The 19,274-nt window shown below is 66.5% G+C and carries 18 protein-coding genes and 1 pseudogene; 10 read left to right on the forward strand and 9 right to left on the reverse strand.

All coding sequences use genetic code 11. From position 1 onward, the window contains the following. The coding region (locus GT354_RS55435) for a hypothetical protein (protein ID WP_237536207.1) at positions 1–225 on the reverse strand (225 nt) is incomplete at its 3' end. Positions 226–688: 463 nt separating this feature from the next. Between GT354_RS55435 and GT354_RS48825 the strand changes: the two genes are divergently transcribed. Beyond that, positions 689–1,387, forward strand: a complete 699-nt coding sequence (locus GT354_RS48825; protein WP_161364528.1) for a TetR/AcrR family transcriptional regulator — start codon at positions 689–691, stop codon at positions 1,385–1,387. 27 nt (positions 1,388–1,414) lie between these two features. Beyond that, the gene (locus GT354_RS48830; protein ID WP_346012517.1) at positions 1,415–1,984 is read left to right on the forward strand and encodes a TetR/AcrR family transcriptional regulator C-terminal domain-containing protein; all 570 of its coding nucleotides are present in this window, start codon (positions 1,415–1,417) and stop codon (positions 1,982–1,984) included. A gap of 74 nt (positions 1,985–2,058) precedes the next feature. On the opposite strand, the pseudogene GT354_RS48835 reads toward GT354_RS48830, so the two are convergent. After that, positions 2,059–2,423: pseudogene (locus GT354_RS48835) on the reverse strand (YbjQ family protein). Between the two features lie 657 nt (positions 2,424–3,080). On the opposite strand from GT354_RS48835, the gene GT354_RS48840 reads away from it, so the two are divergent. Both GT354_RS48840 and GT354_RS48845 read left to right on the forward strand, forming a co-directional pair. Next, positions 3,081–3,401 (forward strand): hypothetical protein, encoded by a 321-nt coding sequence (locus GT354_RS48840; protein ID WP_161364531.1) that lies wholly within the window; start codon positions 3,081–3,083, stop codon positions 3,399–3,401. A gap of 229 nt (positions 3,402–3,630) precedes the next feature. After that, positions 3,631–4,377, forward strand: a complete 747-nt coding sequence (locus GT354_RS48845) for a hypothetical protein (protein ID WP_161364534.1) — start codon at positions 3,631–3,633, stop codon at positions 4,375–4,377. Between the two features lie 727 nt (positions 4,378–5,104). Here the strand turns inward: GT354_RS48845 and GT354_RS48850 are convergent. After that, complete coding sequence (locus GT354_RS48850) at positions 5,105–5,482, reverse strand: maleylpyruvate isomerase N-terminal domain-containing protein (protein ID WP_161364536.1); 378 nt, start codon at positions 5,480–5,482, stop codon at positions 5,105–5,107. Positions 5,483–5,691: 209 nt separating this feature from the next. On the opposite strand from GT354_RS48850, the gene GT354_RS48855 reads away from it, so the two are divergent. The 5 genes from GT354_RS48855 (at position 5,692) to GT354_RS48875 (ending at position 10,883) form a co-directional block, all read left to right on the forward strand. Then, positions 5,692–6,174: a hypothetical protein gene (locus GT354_RS48855; RefSeq protein ID WP_161364538.1), complete on the forward strand. Its 483-nt coding sequence runs from the start codon at positions 5,692–5,694 to the stop codon at positions 6,172–6,174. Positions 6,175–6,330: 156 nt separating this feature from the next. Next, positions 6,331–6,972 (forward strand): pentapeptide repeat-containing protein, encoded by a 642-nt coding sequence (locus GT354_RS48860; RefSeq protein ID WP_161364540.1) that lies wholly within the window; start codon positions 6,331–6,333, stop codon positions 6,970–6,972. Positions 6,973–8,651: 1,679 nt separating this feature from the next. Further along, on the forward strand, positions 8,652–9,131 hold the full coding sequence (locus GT354_RS48865) for a hypothetical protein (protein ID WP_161364542.1): 480 nt from the start codon (positions 8,652–8,654) through the stop codon (positions 9,129–9,131). A 398-nt stretch (positions 9,132–9,529) separates the two neighbouring features. Then, positions 9,530–9,892, forward strand: a complete 363-nt coding sequence (locus GT354_RS48870) for a hypothetical protein (RefSeq protein ID WP_161364544.1) — start codon at positions 9,530–9,532, stop codon at positions 9,890–9,892. 178 nt (positions 9,893–10,070) lie between these two features. After that, positions 10,071–10,883, forward strand: coding sequence for an SAM-dependent methyltransferase (locus GT354_RS48875; RefSeq protein WP_161364546.1), 813 nt, complete (start codon positions 10,071–10,073; stop codon positions 10,881–10,883). A 195-nt stretch (positions 10,884–11,078) separates the two neighbouring features. Here GT354_RS48875 and GT354_RS48880 read toward each other — a convergent pair whose 3' ends face one another. Beyond that, a complete protein-coding gene (locus GT354_RS48880; protein ID WP_161364549.1) occupies positions 11,079–12,041 on the reverse strand; it encodes a helix-turn-helix transcriptional regulator in 963 nt (320 codons plus the stop codon). A gap of 129 nt (positions 12,042–12,170) precedes the next feature. Beyond that, entirely contained in the window at positions 12,171–12,407 is a 237-nt protein-coding gene (locus GT354_RS48885; protein ID WP_161364551.1) for a DUF397 domain-containing protein, read from the reverse strand. A 1,023-nt stretch (positions 12,408–13,430) separates the two neighbouring features. Between GT354_RS48885 and GT354_RS48890 the strand changes: the two genes are divergently transcribed. Continuing rightward, positions 13,431–14,000, forward strand: coding sequence for a hypothetical protein (locus tag GT354_RS48890; protein ID WP_161364554.1), 570 nt, complete (start codon positions 13,431–13,433; stop codon positions 13,998–14,000). 1,065 nt (positions 14,001–15,065) lie between these two features. Here GT354_RS48890 and GT354_RS48895 read toward each other — a convergent pair. The 4 genes from GT354_RS48895 to GT354_RS48910 form a co-directional block, all read right to left on the reverse strand. Then, complete coding sequence (locus tag GT354_RS48895; RefSeq protein WP_161364557.1) at positions 15,066–16,097, reverse strand: hypothetical protein; 1,032 nt, start codon at positions 16,095–16,097, stop codon at positions 15,066–15,068. 250 nt (positions 16,098–16,347) lie between these two features. Continuing rightward, on the reverse strand, positions 16,348–16,521 hold the full coding sequence (locus tag GT354_RS48900; RefSeq protein ID WP_161364559.1) for a hypothetical protein: 174 nt from the start codon (positions 16,519–16,521) through the stop codon (positions 16,348–16,350). A gap of 457 nt (positions 16,522–16,978) precedes the next feature. Beyond that, positions 16,979–17,545 (reverse strand): restriction endonuclease, encoded by a 567-nt coding sequence (locus GT354_RS48905; RefSeq protein ID WP_161364561.1) that lies wholly within the window; start codon positions 17,543–17,545, stop codon positions 16,979–16,981. A 234-nt stretch (positions 17,546–17,779) separates the two neighbouring features. After that, complete coding sequence (locus tag GT354_RS48910; RefSeq protein ID WP_161364564.1) at positions 17,780–18,616, reverse strand: GntR family transcriptional regulator; 837 nt, start codon at positions 18,614–18,616, stop codon at positions 17,780–17,782. Positions 18,617–19,274 lie beyond the last annotated feature (658 nt).

Here is a 19,274-nt window from a genome sequence, read left to right on the forward strand (position 1 = left end):
GCTCGCGTCCTGGGTACGGTGCTCTGCTTTGAGCGTGGCGCTCGCGTCCTGGGTACGGTGCTCTGCTTTGAGCGTGGCGCTCGCGTCCTGGGTACGGTGCTCTGCTTTGAGAGCGGCCCTCGCGTCCTGGGTACGGTGCTCTGTTTGGAGAGCGGTGCTCGGGTCTTGAGTGTGGTGCTCTGTTTTGAGAGCGACGCTCTCGTCTGTGTGTGGTGCTCTACTCACGGAGGACCGCTCGCCTTTGCGTGTGTTGCCCCGCTTCGCGAGCGGTGCTCGCGTCTGAGTGACGTGCGCGCTTCCTAAAGGGCGGTGTTTAGCTGGGTGTTGGCATGCGATGCTCTGTTTAGAGAGCGGTGCTCTCGTCTGTATGCACTGCTCTCGTTTGCGTGTGGGTCGTGCCATGGGGTCGCTCGCCTCTGAGTATGCTGCTCCACTTCGTGAGCGGTGCTCGCGTCTGAGAGTGGCGCTCTGTTTAGGGAAGGCTGTCTGCCTCCGAGTGCGACGTTCTGCCGAGTGCCCTGAGCCCTGAGAGCCCGGGTGCCCGGCGCCCGGGTGCCCGGCGCCCGGCGCCCGGCGCCCGGCACCCCTGCGCCCCTGCACCTACTGCTCGAGATTGCGTGCGGTGATCTGCTTGGAGAGCGGTGCTCTCGTTTAGGAACAGTGATCTGTAATCTGGCAGACTGGCCGCATGACCGGAGCCCCCCGCACGGCGCGCGCACGTGCCAGAGCCGAACTCACCAACGAGATCAAGGATGCCGCCCGCAGGCATCTCGCCGCCGAGGGAGCGCAACAGCTCTCGCTGCGTGCGGTGGCTCGCGAACTCGGCATGTCCTCGTCCGCGCTCTACCGCTACTTCCCCAGCCGGGACGACCTACTGACCGCCCTGATCGTGGACGCGTACAACGCTGTGGGCGAACGGGTCGAGCGCGCTGTCGCCGCCACCGCTGCCCCCGAGAATCCACGCGCGGCCTGGCGCGGCCTGTGCGACGCGGTGCGGGAGTGGGGACGTGCCCATCCACACGAGTACGCGCTCGTCTACGGCTCCCCGGTTCCCGGGTACAAGGCGCCGGAGGAGACGATGGCCCCCTTCGCTCGCGTGCCGTACGCGCTCCTGGGCATCCTGCGCGACTCCGGCCAGGACTTCGTCCGCGCGTCCGGTGCGACCGCGTTGCCCAAGCCGCTCGCGGCGCAGTTCAAGGCCGTCGTCGCCGCCGCCGGCCTCGATGTGCCGGCTCCGGTCCTGGCTCGCGCGATGATCGCGTGGACCGGCGTATGCGGCGTCGTGAGCTTCGAACTCTTCGGCCAACTCGCCGGCAGCGCCGACCCGGCCGACTCGTTCTTCGCCTACGCGGTCGAACGACACGCCGATCTGCTCGGACTGGCCTGACCCGTGGGCCGGTTGTCCCGTGCCCAGGTGCTCGACGCAGCGCTCGCGGTGGCCGATCGCGACGGCGTCGCCAAGCTGTCCATGCGGCGGATCGGCGCGGAGTTGGGCGTCGAGGCGATGACCCTGTACCACTACGTCCCGAACAAGGACGCGGTCCTCGACGGCCTCGTCGAGCGCATCGTCGAGAGTGTCGCCCCGCAGCCGACCGGTTCGCGTTCGGGGTGGCTGCGTGACTTCGCGTTCGCGTTCCGTGCCGAACTGCTGCGCCACCCCGCGATCGTCTCGCTCGTGGCCACCCGCCCGGTGGCCACGCCGGCGGCCTTGGCCTCCGTCGAGCGGGCCGTCGCGGCTTTGGCGGCGGAGGGCCTGGCGCCGCTGCGCGCGTTTCAACTGCTCAACGCTGTGACGACGTTCGTGATCGGCCACACGCTGGCCGAGATGGACGTCGACCCGAGCCCGCCTCTGCGCCGCGAGGCTGGGCCGGCCCTCGAACTCCCCTGCTACAACGAGGCGTTGAGGGCCGGCCTCGGTACTCGCGCCGATCACGACGAGCGCTTCACGCTCGCGGTGGCGGCTCTTCTCGCCGGCTTCAGCTGAGGGCGTGTCCACCTGCCGTGACGGGCCCGACCGCCTCTACCGGCGGCGCCTGGTGTGACGGTGCCCAGCCCCTGTTACGCCCGGGCCAGGACCACCGCCGTCCCGTACGCGCAGATTTCCGTACCGTTGCCGGCGTCGGTGACGTCGTAGCGCATCGCGAGGACCGCGTTCGCGCCGCGGCCGCGGGCCTGCTGGACGAGGCGTTCGGCGGCTTCCGTACGGCTCTGGACGAGGGTCTTGGTCAGGCCGCGCAGTTCACCGCCGACCATCGACTTGAGGCCGGCGCCGAGTTGGCTGCCGATGTTGCGCGAGAGCGCACGGTCAGGCCGAACACCTCACCGATCACCCGCTCCACGCGGTAGCCGGGGACGTCATTGGTCGTGACGACCAAGACGCCCGGATCGTTCGGCGCGCCGCCGTACTCGTCGAGATCGCTCATCTCGGCCTCCTGCTCGGTGTTGCGTGGCCTGACACTCCTGTACAGGTGGCCGGGCGCGCGGATTCGCACAGGTACGTCACCGTTTCGGCCCAGGCGAGGCACCGTACCGTCGCCAGGTGCGAGATCGGGCCGAATCGGCCGGCGGGGCAACGTCGCCGTGGCTGTCGTCTATGGCTCGCGCCGACCCACGGCGGCCGGCCCGCACCGCCCCACGGCGGACCCGTCGCCCCGGAGGACCTTCGTGCATCGACCATCGTCCACGTCACCATCGACTGCGCGCCGATCCCTACAGGCTCGCATCGTTCTGAAGCCGGGCGCCGGGTGCTCCGGTCCGCCGGGAGGCCAGTCACGACGACCCGGAGGCGCGCTTCGACGTTGCGGAGGGACCCGGTGCTCTTCGTCCAGGTGCCCGAGGTCGAAGCCGGCAAGAACCGGCTGCACCTCGACCTTCGCCCGGACGGGCCACGCGGGCAGAGAGGTAGATCGGCTCATCTCGCTCGCCGCCCGACTCGTCGACCACCGGCGCAACCCCGAACTTCCCCCGATTGGGCCGCCCGGCTGCCGATGCCAGATTCTTGACGCTGCCTTACGCCGTAAGGCACGCTGCTCACACGCTGATCCTTACGGTGTAAGGCAGGGTCGAAGGAGATGACATAGATGCTGCTCGGCGTGATCGCGCGACGGTTGAACGACGGTGTGGACTACGCCCGATTCCGCGAAGCCTGGCTACCCGACGAGCAGTTCGAGGGTGACCCGCGTCGCGTTGTGAGCGCGATCAACCTCGAAGACCCGCAGGAACTCGTCACCGTCGCCCTCGTCGACGCCGAGGTGGGCGACATCCCCGGTTGGATGGACCGCATCGCCGCGAGTGAGCAGCGGCGGGGTGAGCGGATCAGGGGCCTGCTCGGTTCGCAACGGCTCAACGGCACGTACCGCGTCGTGGGCGACGACGACTTCGCGCGGCCGATCACCCGTTGAGCGCCGGCCCCACCGAGTATCGGCGAGCGCCAGGCGGGCCTTCGCGAACACCCGCCAGGCATCGGCGAACGCCCGCCAGGCATCGGCCAACGCCCGCCAGGCATCGGCCAACGCCCGCCAGGCATCGGCCAACGCCCGCCAGGCGTCGGCCAACGCCCGCTGCACGTGGGTGAACACCCGGAGATAAACCTGTTGTCGGGCCGAACACTCGCCCTGGTAGCTTCGCCTCGTGGCGAAACTGAACCAGATCATCGCAGTGGAGAAGGGCGTCAAGACCAAGTCCTTCCAGGAACTGACGGATGCTCACCAACGAGTCCAGAAGGGCGCGTTGCTGTCCGGCATCTCGCGTACTTACCAGCCCAAGGACGAAGAGGGCGAGCAACTTCCGTCCGAGTCGACCCGGGTCCAGGTCAAGGGCGAGGAGGTGCTGCGCACCGTCGCCGCTACGCTCACCCGGCTGTTCGACGTGACCGGTACGAAGGACTGGGCGAACTGCGAGGCCCGTGCGGACGTCGTCGTCGACGGTGCGCCACTCGTGCGCGATGTCCCGGTGTCGTACCTGCTGTTCCTCGAGAAGCAGCTCGTCGACGTGCACACGTTCGTGCGCAAGCTTCCGGTGCTCGACGCCGCCGAGACCTGGACGCTCGACCCCTCGACCGACTCGTGGCGCACCGAGCCCGTGCGTACCGTCCGAACCAAGAAGGTCCCGCGCAACCACGTCAAGGCCGAAGCGACCGAGCACCATCCGGCGCAGGTCGAGATGTACTTCGAGGACATCGCCGCGGGCTACTGGACCACGGTCAAGTTCTCCGGGGCGCTTCCGGCCCGCCGCGTCAACGAACTCGTCGACCGGGTCGAGAAGCTCCAGCAGGCGGTGAAGTTCGCCCGCGAGGAGGCCAACGGCTCCGACGTGACGGACCGTCGGATCGGCGACGCGGTCTTCGGCTACATCCTCGGCAACGGCCAAGGCGGGTAGCCTCAAGGAATCCCCCGGCCGGAGGGCCGTGGGGTGCGCGATATGCGCAAGCTGAAACTGAAGCTTGTCGTGACGAACGCGGGTAACGGTGAAGGTTCGAGTCCTTCCCCCGGCACCACATGTCGGGGTGGCCCAATCGGTAGAGGCAGCCCGCGTATCAATCTCAGACTCTCGCTCCAGACTCAGCATCGCCGCTCATCGCCGGATCGATCGGACCGGGCTCCGGTCGTCTGTTGCTGGTTCGAATCCAGCCCGGGCCGCTCGCGGCCTGGTAGCTCAACGGGAGAGCGAGACGACTTTGAATACGACTCGGATCCTTAAAAGTGCCGGCGTGTCGACAGAGCGGCACATCGGGCTTCCGCGGGCGGGCTAGGCCCGCGGAGGCCCACCAACTTCGGGACCGAACACGCGCGTTCTCCGGTCGCGGGCGGACGAGTAACCGAGCAGCCGGGCAGGTTGCGCAACCGGGCTGGTAGAGGCCGGGCAAGTGAGAAGCAGGGCGCGCGAGTTCGAGTACGCCCCAATTTCGCCCGGACACTGTCCCGACCCCCTGACTGAGACTCGACTTTCGCCATCTCCCCTCACACTCGGTGGACTTCGCATCCCTCTCGATGCGACACCCGGCTGGCCCCGTGCGGTTCCACAGCGACAGGCGCAGCTCTTCGGTGGGCCCGGTCACCGCGACGGTCGCCGGTGCCACCTCCGGGACGGCGCGCGGACTATCGGGTCAGATGTACTGCGTCCACGCGGTGTTGTGGTTGTCCGGGACGATCGCGATGTTCACCGGCAGGTCGCTCACGAGCTTGGCCGCGGCGAGGGCCTTGAGCAGGTTCGGCGTGGGTGGAGCGCCACCCGGTGGAGCGGCCCGCCGTTGCCCCGCGACGAACGCGGCGGCGGTTCGGGCACGGGCCGGGCGTTCGGGCGGGCGGATTCCAGTACCTACGGTCACCTGTCGATGCACGCTGCCGAGGTGTGCGAGGAGGTCGCGCAGCAGCCGGTTCGGGCAGGTCGGCAGCGGCGCGTCGAGGCCGACTCGCTCGGCTGCGCGCACGAACAGCCCACCGTCGGAGCGGAGCGTTTCGAGAGTTTCGAGACGAGTCGTCATGGCCGTCCGCTCACGTCCGCACGCCGAGCGAATGGGCAACAGAGTGATCGATTCACGTTCGCTTGCGGTGCCGTTCGGTGCCGGTCGAGGCGCTGTCGGGGCCGTTGCCGGTGCGCTCTGTCACACGCATGGGTGACGAAATCAGGCGGCTTGCCCGAGTCGCCACAAAGAACGCCTTCGATCCTTCGGCGCCACCTATGCTGGGTGCGATGGGTGGCTTCGGTGTGTATGTCGTCGCAAGATCGGCGTGGCCTTTGTTGGAACTACCGGCCGTACAGCAGGCCGGAGGCGAGCCGGAATGGTCGGCCCGCGACGGCGACTGGCAGATTCTGCTGCTCTCCTGCGGCCTCGACCCCGGCCCGTCGCTGATGGCGGATACCGGCGCGCCGGTCTTGACCGCCGACATCGTGTCCGGCCACTTCGCGATGATCGACGCCCAGAGCCCCCGCGGTGGCGACATCTGGCACTGCGCCCTTGCCCCGCACGCGGCCAGGTCGTATGCCCTGGCCCCGGATCTCGGCCCACCACCGGAGGACGTCCTTCCGCACGCGCTGGGGTGGGCACGGGAAGCGGGCATCGTGCCCGACGCATCCGCACTCGACGCGATCCTGCGCACCGAGGGGACCCCTGACGATCTGCTGCGGGCGTTCCTGGCGGCTTTGGGGTTCAGATTCGTCGAGGTACCCGTGTGATGCGGCCTTCTGCGGCCTGACGCGCTTTACGCGGCTCGACGCGGCTGCTGACCTGGCTGCTTTTGTCCGACCCGACCCGGGCGTGCGGGCGGGCGGCGAGATCGTGACAGACGACGGCCGCGGGCCGGTGTCGGTGGGGACATGTTGAATGGGAGGATGGCTACTCGACCCGCCCGCGCCAACATCGAGCCCGTGTCGTCCACCTCGCCGAATCCGGACGAGGATCTCGTAGTGCGCGACGAGGACTGGTACGGCCGGGAGTTGACGGAGGAGCGATTCACCCGCTGCTCGTTCCTGGACACCGACTGGACCGAGGTCGTCGACGAGGGCGCGATCTTCGATACGTGCACGTTCGCGGGGGTCAAGTTCAACGCGTCGGTACACACCGGGGCGGCGTTCACGAACTGCACGTTCAAGCGGTGCACCTTCTTCGACACCAAGTTCACCGACTGCAAGATGGTCGGCAGCGTGTTCCGACAGTCGACCTTCACGCTGTTCGAAGTGACCGGCGGCGATTGGTCTTTCGTCGGTCTGGCGGGCGCCGATCTGCGCCAGTCGACGTTCGACGGCGTGCGGATGCGCGAGGTGGACCTCACGGCCGCGCGGCTGGAGAAGGCGACCTTGACGGGGTCGGACCTGTCCGGCGCGATGTTGCACGGCGCCAACTTGACGGGCGCGGACCTGCGCGGGAGCGACCTGTCCTCGCTCGACTCGCTGACGGTCGAGTTCAAGGGCGCGACGATCAACCCGGAGCAGGCCGCAGTCATCGCGTCGACGTTGGGATGGAATGTGGTCTGAAGCGTTGCGTGGACGGGCACAGAGACGAACCGGCCTTGCCGGCATCGGCGTTCAGGTCGTGGGCACTACCGAGCCCGACGAAAACCACGCTGGGGGCCGTGGGGTGAGGAGCGGGCCGGACGTCGCTACGCGCGCACCGAGTCCGGGCCGGTGCCGGTTTCGATGATGGCCGGGACGGTCTCGTCGAGGTCGCCGGCGGTCGCGTCGGGTCGGGGGAGTCGACGCCGGGCCGGCCGTCTACCCGAGTTCGCTTGCGGGCGCCGATGATTGCTCCGGTGACGCCCCGCGTTGAAGGGCGTCAGGCGACGGCCATCTCCCACGTTTCCGACGTGGTACTGGACGCGATCATCGTCGCGCTGCGGCTGGACACCGACGAACCTGCGTAGGCGCGCGACCTCGTCGGGGCCGGCCGGCGGGTCGCCTACCTGTTTGTGGACTCCGACCGCTTGCCAGGACGACCCGTCGTTTACGGCGTTGGTCGACGAACCGGACGAGTACGTACACGGCCGGGCCCGGTCGCCGTCGGAGGCACGTTGCGGATTCGGGGGCGGGCGGCGCCGAGGGCTCCGTCGGGGTAGGGGCCGGGGCCGGGCGTACGCAAGGGTTGGGGCGGAACCGTCGGAACCACCGGAACCACCGGAACCGACGGCGGTGTTCAGGCTTGAGGCGAGGGGATGGCCTTTGGTGAAGTCGGATGAGTTTTCTTGATGATTTGATTTCGGAAAAAAGCCGCTCCTCGAGGTGGCCTCGTGGGTGGAGTGACGAGTGATTCCCGTGGGGCGCAGTGACGCCGGTACGTAGTCCGGTCGGGACGTAGTGATTCCAAATCATCGCAACATCGGACGTTGAGATGTCGGTGGTCGAGGATAGCCTTCGTTTCCCGAAAGTAACGGGGTGGCGGAATGGGTGGCGCTCGAACGTTCGAGCGGTTTTGGTAGCGGGCTTCGAAACTCACCATGATCAAATTCCTTGCATATGCAATCCCGCCATTAACTCGAACGAGTGAAGCTCGGAGTAGAGGGGTCACCTTCCTCGGAGGACGGCCATGCGGAGGGCGATCGTCCGGTCGGGAGCCTTCCGGTCGCCTCGGTGGCACGCCTGAGCTGGTACGGGACAGATTCGATCGCCAGTTGTTAAGTGTGACTATCGCTTGGCGCTTCCGGGGTGGAGTGCGATGGACTCTCATGCTCGCCGGAATGCCCACTTGCAGGAAAATCCTGGGATGCCCCACGAGTACGTGGTGGATCCTGATAGTTTCGGGCAGAGAAGAACCCCGAGCCGGTGGTGCTAGCCACGGCCCGGGGCCTCAGGTTCGATCGAAACAGGATTACATGTTCGAACGATTTCGTCGCCGGATTACTCATCAACCCGTGACAGTTCCCGAATGTATCATTCCTGCGTTTCGATTTCCGAAAACTCGCGGAATCGAGATTTGGAAGCTTCCCCTTGTGGCTGAGCGCCGTACCGCCGCCGACGCCCGCTCCGTGAGTGGCCACCTTCGGCGGTGCGGTCGATCCGGCGAGAGTCGACAGTCCCGTGGCCGACGCCCGCATGGTGGGGTTGCTCACCACTCGTCGCTTGTCGCTCGCCGACGGAAGCGGCCCGCCCCATCTCTTCCAGCGTGCGCCATGCGCATGGCCGTGCACACACGGAGTAATCCCAGCCCAACGGAGGAAGTCATGAGCATTCCCCTCCACGGCCCAGCGGCGTGGTGCGCACTTCGCGGTGGCGAACTCCTTCTGTGCACGGAGGCCGGACGGAGCGGGGGCTACCGCGACGACAGGCGTCGGGGCAGTGCTCGGCAGGCCCGTGACGAGCTCCGACTGGAGAGCGGTACCGTACTCGCCCCGCGCCGAGAGACACGTTTCCGCGACACCGCCGAGCGCCTGGACGTCGACGCGTTCCGAGCCGTGTCGTGCGGTGAACTCGTGCCGGGCCGTGCCCGAACCGGCCTGCCGCGTGGGGCGAATCAGCCGTCGGCCGAAACGGTGTACCGGGCGTTGCGCCAACGCGCCTGCACGGGCACGGGCACGGGGCCGTTGTGGTCGAGCAGTCGTATCGGGGCCGCCGTCCGGTTCCGACTGCTCGTCGAGGAGGAGCGCCCGCGATCGTCATCGGGCACGGGGAGGGACCGCGAGTTCGAGAGGAAGCCACGATGATCACACCGCACCGTCCACGTGCGGCGGGACGTGCCGGTGGTCCGGAGGCGCGGCCCGGGTCCTCGCCCGACTTCACGGCCTTCCGGTTGCTGCACGAGGAGCACTACCGGCAGTACGTGCGGGCTCGGATCGGTGGTGGGGACGTGGGTAGAGGCGGGAGCGCGGGCGTTTCGGGGGTTGGGCCGGAGCTCGGTTCCGTCGTGCGTGCCGGCTCCGGTGCGGATGTCGGTGCCGGTTCCGATCGCGGTTTCGACGTCGGTTCTGTTGTGGGTTCTGCTGTTGGTTCGGATGGTGGCATCGTTGTTGATCCCGGCGTTGACCCCGTTGTTGGTCCCGTTGTTGATCCCGGCTTTGGTTCCGGTACGGGTCCCGGGTCGATGTCCACTGTGGAGCGCGGTGTGCGTCACATCGTGGACGGCGTATTCGACGAACTCGCCGAAGGGTGGGCCGAGTTTCTGCGGGGGCCCAACCCGCGCCGGCGGGCGTGGGAGATGCTGCGGGTAGCGGTGGCCGGGGTAGCGGCGGCCCGGGGAGGGCCCGATACGCGCGAGTCGGGCGGGCGTGTCGACGCGCTTCACCGGGTGCTGCCGTCGGCGCAGGCCGACGCCGTCCTCGTGCACTATCGCCTCGGCTTGACGCTCACGTCGGCGGCCGACCTCATGGGCACGGAACCGTCCGCGGTCGCCTTGGACCTCGTACTGGCCGAACGCGCCCTCTCCTCGGCGGCGATCCGAGAACTGGAACGTCCCTCGGGAGAGTGAACCGTCGATCACGCGCCCCGACGCGACCCGGTCCCCCACCCCGCGTGCTCCGAAAGCCTCGTCTCCGTAAGGGACTTCCTTAGCCTCGGCGGGTCCCCGATGCCCGGCGACACGCCTAGCATGGGCGGGTCGACAGTGGGCGCGTCCCGACCGGGCGCGGACTCGAGGGGGACGACCAGTGGGCGACGGCGAGAGAATCATTTCTCACGGCATCGATGTCAACACACCGAGCGTCGCGCGAATGTACGACTGGTATCTCGGCGGCACCGACAACTACGTCGCCGACCGCCGGGCCTGCCGGGAACTGCTCGAAGTCGTGCCCAACACCCAGGCGTTGGCCCGCAACAACCGGGCCTTCCTGCGCCGGGTGGTGCGCGTACTCGCCGCGGAGTACGGCGTCCGCCAGTTCCTGGACCACGGATCCGGTCTCCCCACCCAGGACAACGTGCACCAGGTCGCACAGGCGGTCGACCCGAGTTCGCGAGTCGTCTACATCGACAACGACCCGATAGTCCTGGCCCACGGCCGAACGCTGCTCGACGCCAACGACGAAACGGCTGTCATCCAGGCCGATATGACGGACACCAAAGCCATTTTCGGCCACGAGGACGTTCGGCGGTTGATCCGGCTCGACGAGCCGGTCGCGGCGTTGTTCGTGTCGGTGGCGCACTGCATTCCCGACGAGGACGATCCCGCCGCGATGTTCCGCAGGGTCGTGGACATACTGCCGTCGGGCAGTTTCATGGTGGTGTGCCAACTCGTCAGCGATCGTGCGGACATTCGGGACCACGTCACGGAGTTCATGCGCGAGGCGACAGGCAACACGTGGGGACGGGTGCGGGAGGCCCACGACGTGCACGCCTATCTCGAAGGCTTGGAGATCATGCCGCCCGGCCTGGTCGAGGTCTCGGAATGGCGACCCGACGCCCAGCCGCGCTTCGAACAATCCGACGAGTGGCAGGAGTTCGGCGGGCTCGCACGGATTCCGTGATCGGCATGCCGTGAGCGGGATGCCGTGAGTGGGGCGCTGGGAACGGGAAGCGGCAGTCGGGGCGTGGGGCGTGGGGCGTGGGGGTCGGTGCGCGGCTGCGCGCGACGTGCGGTACGCGGGACCCGGTACCTGAGGACAGGGCGGGTCATGGTGCGTCGCATCGGGCCCGGCCTCGGCAAAGCCAGGGCAGGGTGGCTATTCGGGGTCGCGCGTCGAGTAATGGAGCTCGGCACTTCGTAGCATGGCCAGGCTGCTCCTGCGCGACTCGGCGACGGCGCGGAGCAGGTCCAGTACGTGTCGATACCGCTCCACGTCGGAAGTTCGGCTCAGGTAGGTCGCGCTTTCGATCTGCTCCAGGTACACCATTTCGGCCAAGCCACCGTGCGCGAACTTCAGCAACGTGATCGATGACGGGGGCGTGATGCTCGCGCCCTTGTCGAAGCACACCACGCGGACATGAATGCCGTCCCGCTCGGTCGCCTCGCGCAGCGCACGCATCTGGCGGGCCATCACCCGGTCGCCGCCGACAGGCCGCCACAGAATACTTTCGTCCAACAGCGCCAGCATGAGCGGGCGTTCGGGGCAGCGCAGTACCTGCTGACGCAACACGCGCAGTTCGACCCGGCGTTCGATCTCGGCGGGCGAGGCGTTGGGTAAGCCCGCCTTGATCACGGCCCGGGCGTAGTCGGGGGTCTGTAACAGCCCGGGCACGACATGGACTTCGTACGAGCGGATCTGCGTCGCGGAATCCTCCAGGCTGATCAGCCGCCTCAGCCAACCGGGTGTGACGTCACCGTACTGCTGCCACCACGCCCGCTGGTTGGCCTTGCGGAGCAGGTCCTCGATGACGGCCAGTTGGGTCTGGTCGTGGACCCCGTACGCGGCGACGAGGTCGAACACGTCACGGTGTTTTGGCGGGCTCTCGCCGCGTTCGAGGCGACTGATCTTGGACGCGGATCCGCGGATGACATCGGCCGCCTCTTTCAACCCGAGACCGCAGTCGACGCGCAGCGAACGCAGGATCGTACCGAGGACCTTGACGGCGGCGGCAGGCTTTGCGGCGTCGTCGTAGGGCCCGGCAGCGGTCGGGGACGGTGCGTCCGAGCGGGACGGAGAAGGGCGAGGCGACCACGGATCGTCGGAGAGTGCGGCGGACATGCGAACTCCAGGACTGGGCGGCGTCGAGCGTCAGTATCCCAAACGCAACCTCACGCGTCCGCCGGTCGCTGCACGAGACCGACGCGGTCTCGATTCCCCGTCTCCCTGTCTCCCGGTCGGGCTTGAGCCCTATTCGATCAACCGATCGAACTCACCGGCCTTGGTAGCCGCGAAGAACGCGGTGATCTCGGCAGCCGAGTAGACGAGCGCCGGCCCCTGCGGATCCCGCGAGTTGCGCACCGCGACGTCCCCGCCGGAGAGGGCGGCAAGCTCCACACAGTTGCCGGTTGCCGTGCTGGCACTGCTCTTGATCCACTCCGCAGCGCGGAACGACGCCGCCGGTGCGCCGCTTCGGTATCGATTCATGGTGACCCTTTCCTCCCGAGTGAGCGCACCCCCGGGTGAGGCGCGCGGGCTTTCCCCTGTCTCCATGCAAAGCCATGTGCAATTGCATGGCATCAATCTCTCGGAATGCTAGCCATGCACGAGCGATTGCGAAGTCCCCCGAAAGAGTGGGCCGTTCGGGGCAACGGGCGCGTTTGGGCGCACGGTGGCGTTCGCGTGTGAGCGGGGCGTGCGCCGGGTCTGGCGGGAGGTGAACGGCGGCCATGGGGAATCGAGGCGCCGGCAGCCCAGCCGGCCGGAGGGGGAGCCGGGCCGGATGCCGCACGCGCCCCCGAATGCGGGCGCTGGGGCGGCGAATCACACAGCACGAGCCGAGAATTGCACGGAGGTCCGGCTTGTCCGGCCTTGGCGAGCGGCGCGAGTAAACGGCGGCTGGACCGCCGGACACACACCGGAGTGGGCGCGTCGACCACGTCCGTCGACACGTCCGGGAGAGGCTCGCGTTCCCGGACCACATGAGCGGCCGCCGACGCTTCGAACGCTACCGGCACCGCATCGGCACAGCGTGCCCTCGGCATCGACATCGTCGCGGACTCGGCAACAAAGCCATGCCCTGTCGGCACGCCGGTAGGCGGAAACCGTCTCGGCCCTCGGCGATTCCCCCGCCCGTAGACGACGGGCGGGCGGTCTCTCCGGACGCACGTCTCGGATTGACCACACGTTCCGTATGCACCCCACGTCTCCGGCGGCGGTCCGACCGTACGTCTCGGCCTACACAGCGACGCACTCGCAAAAACCGGCGAATGCGGACGAACGTGGCCGCAGGTACGGCGTGGCAGAGCCAGAACAGCAGTTCCGTGGTCAACGCCTCGCCATGACGGTCCGCCGGCCGCACGACCGCTGTCGGGAGGTGCACGTGCTGCTCCTCGGGCGCCCGCGGTCGAGTCCCTACTCGACCGGATGAGCCGATCGATGCCTCGTCGCGCCTCGGCGCCTGACCGTGTGGCCGCGCCGGCGCCCGAGCGCGGCGGACTCTTGGCAGCCATGCCGAGTTTCGTGCCGACGGCCGAGGTCCTCACGAGCCAACTGGGTCTCACCCTTCCCGGCAAACGCCGGGGGACCGCTCTGCCGATTCACCAGGCACGGCTCCTGGCGTTCGACCCAAAAACAAGAGAGGCCGACTGCCGCACCACTGGACGGCACGACAATCACCGCGTCGCGGACTGCGGCGTGCTCGTCCCTCTCGACACGGTCGTCGGCCGCGGGAAACCCACAGCACCGGCGACCCTGGGCACCGGAGTACGGGCACACTCCCACGTCCACGCGCTGTGCAGAGTCCGCCCCATCCGCGAGAAACGAGTGCCCGGCCGAAACCCGGCAAAGGCTGCCACCCTGGCCGAGGAACTCCCCGCCACCCCGGAAGCCGACGTCCGCGCCGTACCGACCTACGCAGGAGCCCTCGCCGGCGCGGTCATTGCCGCCGCCGCAGCAACCCACGCACTCGAACCCGCGATCCACCGCGACTGGCTGACCCCGGGCGTACACATCACCTCAGCAGGCTTCAACCAGCCCGCCCGCGCGAACTCGACGAGGTCACCATTGCCGACCCCTTGATATACGTCGAATCACACAGAACTAGGCGAACTATGTGGTCGCGTGTTGGACGAGTACTTCCGTACGAGGAACCGGATTGCCGCGACACGGTGAGCGGGTTATTCCGGGCCACCAGCACGGTCGCTCGCATGCACGATGCCGTCCTAACTGTTGAGAGAACGTCAAGGCCCGCCCTATCTAGCTCTCTTTCGAGGTGAGAGGCGACCGTTTAATTAATGATCTGCAGTTCGCCGATCCGTGCGTTTGTTGAAGTGGTTCCGAGCATGTCCGGCAGGGCGTGAACGACGCCATCATTGCCTACGTAGTTGGCACTCCAATGGACAGTGGCTGTGACGGTGAATCGATCATTTGGTTTTCCCATCGAGGTCGACTTGTACTGATGTCCACACGTCTCGGAACTGGCCCCTTTGCGTAAGGGGTCGTATTTCGTGCCGGGGTCCGTACACGTTACGGTCGTGCCGTCGCCCATAGACCATGTTACGTAGGAAGAGAAAGCAGTGGCAGTCACTGTCACCTCTCGGTATGTGACTTTTTTCGAGATTCCTTCAGGCGGAGGTGACCATTGGTGCGGGTCATCGGCATCGATCCACAACCAGACCGGAAGGCCTACCAGACCTAGTTTTCCGGCTTCGGGGGTCATATGAACAGTGGGCTTTCGAAGGCGAAGTTCTGCGACCGCCCTTGCTGCGACTTCAGCATCCGTAGGGGGTGGGGGGTTGCCTCCATTTCCAACGGGGGTCGTGGTGCTGGCTCCAAGTGCGCTGAAGTCAGAGCCGCCCTGAGTGAATCCAGGTTCGGCAGTTCCGCCTCCGCTCGTGGTTCCACCGCTTCCGCTTGAGGCTCCTCCCCCGCTGCCACCGTTGGAGCCTCCAGCGCCAGGAATCTCTATGCAGATGATGAGGTCGCCACAGTTATTGACATCGTCTGCCGAAGCCGTTGGAAGGAGTAGCAAGGCGGCGAAAGTTCCGGCAGCGCACGACACAGCAGCGCCTCGCAGAATCCTCAACTTATACATAGCCCCTCCCGACTGGGCGACCTCGATCTGGACTCGAAATTAGTTAGGGCTCAGGACGGTATTCCATCGGCGGACAAGGGACGGGCGGACGCCGCGACGATTTCAATTGGCGTGCCCTTAACTGGAGGAACCTTGATTACGACCATGCCAACGTTGACCACATTTAAAGTTTTCCACGTGGTGATCTTGCCATTAAAATTTTGGAAACTTCTGCTCTGGGTGATCGTGATTGAGCTTGCTGGTCCAGCTGTCAAGCTTGAGGTTGTCCTGGTTGTGCACATCACCAACCTTCCTCCGTCCGTTGTGCGCCAAGAGGGGATCTTGTCGATATCCCGAACCTCGGTTTTAAAGGAAGCAGTGCCTCCCTTAGTCAGTACCTCCGAATCATGCTTATTGTTTTTGTCGTCCTGAACGACGGACTTCGCTTTAGGTCCCCATGCATTCTTGGTAGATCCACCGTCAAGGTAGCTCGCAAAGTCCCGACAGATTTCCACCCCGTAATCTATATTGGTCGATGCAAGGACGTTTTTGCCGTCGATTGTAGCAATCTCAGCAGCGCTCGGAAATTCTTTCCCCACGTCACTGAAAGCCAGGAAAGTCATTCTCCAAGGGCCGATTCCCCCCAACTGACGCGAAACCCCGAGAGACTCTCTGGATTGCTTTCCAATGGTTTGCCGGCCGATTGAAAGGATCCACCTGTCGCTGCCTGGCGGAGATGCCTGAGGCGGAGCAACGTGGAAATCATTATTCGCGGCCAAGTCCTCGTCGTCCGCCACACTATCGCCATATTTAAGAATGCGTTCTTGGCGTCCTTTAGAAATCTCGAGCAAAGCGCCTGATTCGATGTTCTCGAGAGCTTTGATGTCGTGAGCAGATCTCGCTTTCTTGCTTTGGTCGAAGTAGTTCTGCGAGGTGCTGATGCCTTCGGCTTCGCTGATGGCGGGCGCTGGCGTGCTTGAAGTTGGTGCGGCAGAAGGAGTCGCTGGTTCTGGGGGGAGTGGGGCGGCTGAAGATTTGGGGGCGGCCTGGCTGATTTTGGGGGTGGTGGGGGGTTTGTCTGTGGAGCAGGCGGTGGGGGCCATGAGGGTGAGGGTGGCCAGGGTTGCCAGGAGGGCTGCAGGTGTGCGGGTCTTCGGGTTTTGGGTCAAAATTGCCACCCCCGCAGCAGTTGCGATCTTCGGAGTCGGGCTCAACGGTGATCTGACGAAGCATCATTGCACTTGATCGGGTGTGTCGTAAGCGTCTTCGGAAGATCACTACAAGTAGGGGGATTGCGCCACGTGCCGGTCTCCGATTGTTGTTGTGGGGTGGGTTGTTGGGTGGGGTGGGTGGTCATCGGTGGGGCGGGAGGTCGGCGGTTTTCATGGCCCGGTCGGTGAAGGCCGAGAGGTCGGCTTGGGTGGGGCGGTGGGCTTTGGGGATCCAGGTGGGGGTGGCTGCGTCCAGGAGGTCGGCCAGGCCCAGGTGGACCCGGTCCCAGTGGATGGCGTTGTAGGCGTAGATCATTGGGGCGACCTTGGTGCGGATCGCGGTGACGTCGGCGGTTGTCAGGCCTGACGTGTGTAGGCGCGCCAGGCCGGCTGCCTGGGCTGCGGAGGTGAACTCGGTGTCCAGGAACGGTTCGAGCAGGGCTCCCCAGATGTCGGGGCGCCGGGTCGAGGGGATGCTGTTGCGGCGGCAGAAGTGCTCGGGGTCGGTGGACTGTGTGGGCGTGATGAAGAGGGTCTGACCGGTGAGGGTGCGGATCTCCGGGGGCGGGGTGGTGTGGTCGGCTTCTCGGATGGACGAGGCGGACAGCGCCGACGGGGGTGGTCTCGGAAGTGGATGTGGTCGTCGATGAAGAGTGCCTCGTGAACGGTGAGCACAGGGACATCGTCGGCTGATGGCGGTTGGATCGGAAGGCCCTGCAGCCCGTTCGGCGTCGGGGGTGTGGACCCCTCGGGTGTGTATGTCCGAGTGGTGGTCAGTGGGTGGTGGCGACCAACGCGGCCAAGCCGTGGCCCTGTTGCCATTGGCCCAGGCGGGGGCGGTCGATGAGAGCGATGCCGTGATAGGCGGCGAACCGGCGGGCTTCGTTGGTGAATCCGTGCAGTGTGACGAAGACCGGGATGTCGGCCTGGTGTTCGTGGTGGGCCGTGCCGATGAAGTGGTGCAAATCTGCGGGCAGAGCCGGGTGGTCGGTCGGGCCGCAGCGGATCAGGACCAGGCTGCCGTCGGGGAGGTACGCCTTGACGTTGGCGTCGCGGTCCAGCTGTACGGCGAGGAGGCCGTCACGGCGGCACAGGTCGGCGATCTGACATTCGAACTCGCGCTCCGACGGTTGGCCGGCGCGATGGTCGAGGGCCGAGTCGGCGACGTGTACGGCGGCGAAGAGCAGGGCGACGGTTGCTGCGGTTGCCAACCAGGTGTCGTTGCCGTTGATGCCCAGGAAGTGGAAGAGGTCGTGCAGTATGACGGCGGGGAGTGTGACGAGCAGAGTTATGGCCCAACCGCGGTATTTGGAGTAGTTCCTGGTGGGGTTTCTGGGCATACGGGATCCCTCCGTGCGGCTGCCTACGGCGGAGCGGCGGCAGCTTAGAGGGAGGGACACCCCGCCAACCACCCGAATGGATGGATGATCGATGGTTGCCGGCGCCTTGCGGGCGTGTTCCGTGGGCTGATTGCCCTTGTGGCATTGGACTTTGGCTGTGAGCGCCGGTTCCGCGTGTCAAGCGGTGTGCGGAGGGCCGTTCGGGTGACGCGACGGCTTCGACTGACCGTGGGGCTACGAAGCCGGAGGCAACTCGCGCCGGAGGCGCCACCTTTCGGCGGCCGTCACGATGTCGGCCGTCTCGACGGGACGATGGTTGGTATCGAAGTGAGTCCGTTCGACGACGAGGACCGTGGCGTTCTGGGCCAGACCGAGGATCCGGCTCTCGCGGGCGGTGGACGTTCGAGCGCCTACGTCTTCGGTGATGTGATCGATCGTCACGTCGAGGATTGCCAGCCTGGCGATGACGCCGATTCCGGCGTGTGGTCCCGATTCCGGTAGGACCACAGCGGATTTGCCAACGACGGCCATCGGTTCGCAACTCGTCAGCAGGCGTTCCGGTTGACCTGTCCCGCGGAACTGATAGTCGGTCCGGATGACGGTTTCTCCGGGCTCGATGCGCAAGCGGGTGGCGATGTCCCCGCGCGCCAACTCGGTGGTGGACGTCGCTTTGCCTGGCTCGCTCGCTTCGGGTGTGGGGAAACGCCGGAAGGGTTGGCGTGGGATCGGGCCGCGTACATAGGCCGGTGCGCCTTGACGCCCGCGTCTTGCTACGGCCGGTGTGACGTCGTACTCGGCGACGAGTCGATCCCGGCTTGGGACGTGGTGGCCGGGCGGCCAGGTGTTCGACTCGATGAGTCGTCGCAATGTGTTTGTTAGGACGAGATACGGAGCTTGATCCGGACCGGGCACGCAGGCACCTGTCTTGGCTACTCGGGTCGACAGGCCGGCGACGTTGAGTAACTGGGCCGGCGAGGATGGTTCGCTGGTTGGGTTGGAGATGTGGGGATGTGTCGTGGAGTTCTCGTTACGCACGGCATGGAGTGTGTCGGTGCGCGCGGCGTCCTCCATCCCTCACCGGTGCTCAACCTTCGTGCCTGCATCTGCCAGGCGCCGTCCGAATTTACGTTCGCCTTCCCGGCCCGGCGGCTGCCGACCTCGTGGCAGTTGTCCCGGAGGCCGTGCACGTGCGGTTTCGCCTGGAGTGTCGACTGCCGGCCGGCTGGGGCGTCGGTGCTGTGGATCCGTGTCGCCACCCACGAAGTGGAAAGCGAGTATGCAGAGGATGTGTGACTCACCATCAGCCATTCTGTCGGCACCGATCGAGCCCCGACCCGGCCGCGCATTGGTGATGTGGTGCCGGCCCCCGCAGCCGGAGTCGATTCCGCGGGCTCGGGGTGCGTTGACCGCAACCGCTGTGCGTTGGCAGGTGCCCGCGCCGCTCGTGGATCTGTTGCGATTCGCGGTTACCGAGTTGACCTCCCATGTCGTGCGGCATGCCCCTGCCGTGACCGACGCGGTGCGGGTCGTGCTCGCGGTGGGGCCGGTTCATGTCAGGCTCGATGTTGCGGACGGGAGTCCGGCTCGGCCTCGGTACTTGGGCGCGGTGGACGCGAACTGAGAGTACGGGCGGGGCTCACGCTCGTGCGGGCGTTGGTGGCCGAAGCCGACGGTACGACCGCACTCCTGCTTCGCGCGCCCGAGGCCGCGAAGACGCTGCGGATCGAAC

Origin of the sequence: Streptomyces sp. SID3343, from assembly GCF_009865215.1 — a bacterium.
Taxonomy (GTDB): Bacteria; Actinomycetota; Actinomycetes; order Streptomycetales; family Streptomycetaceae; genus Embleya.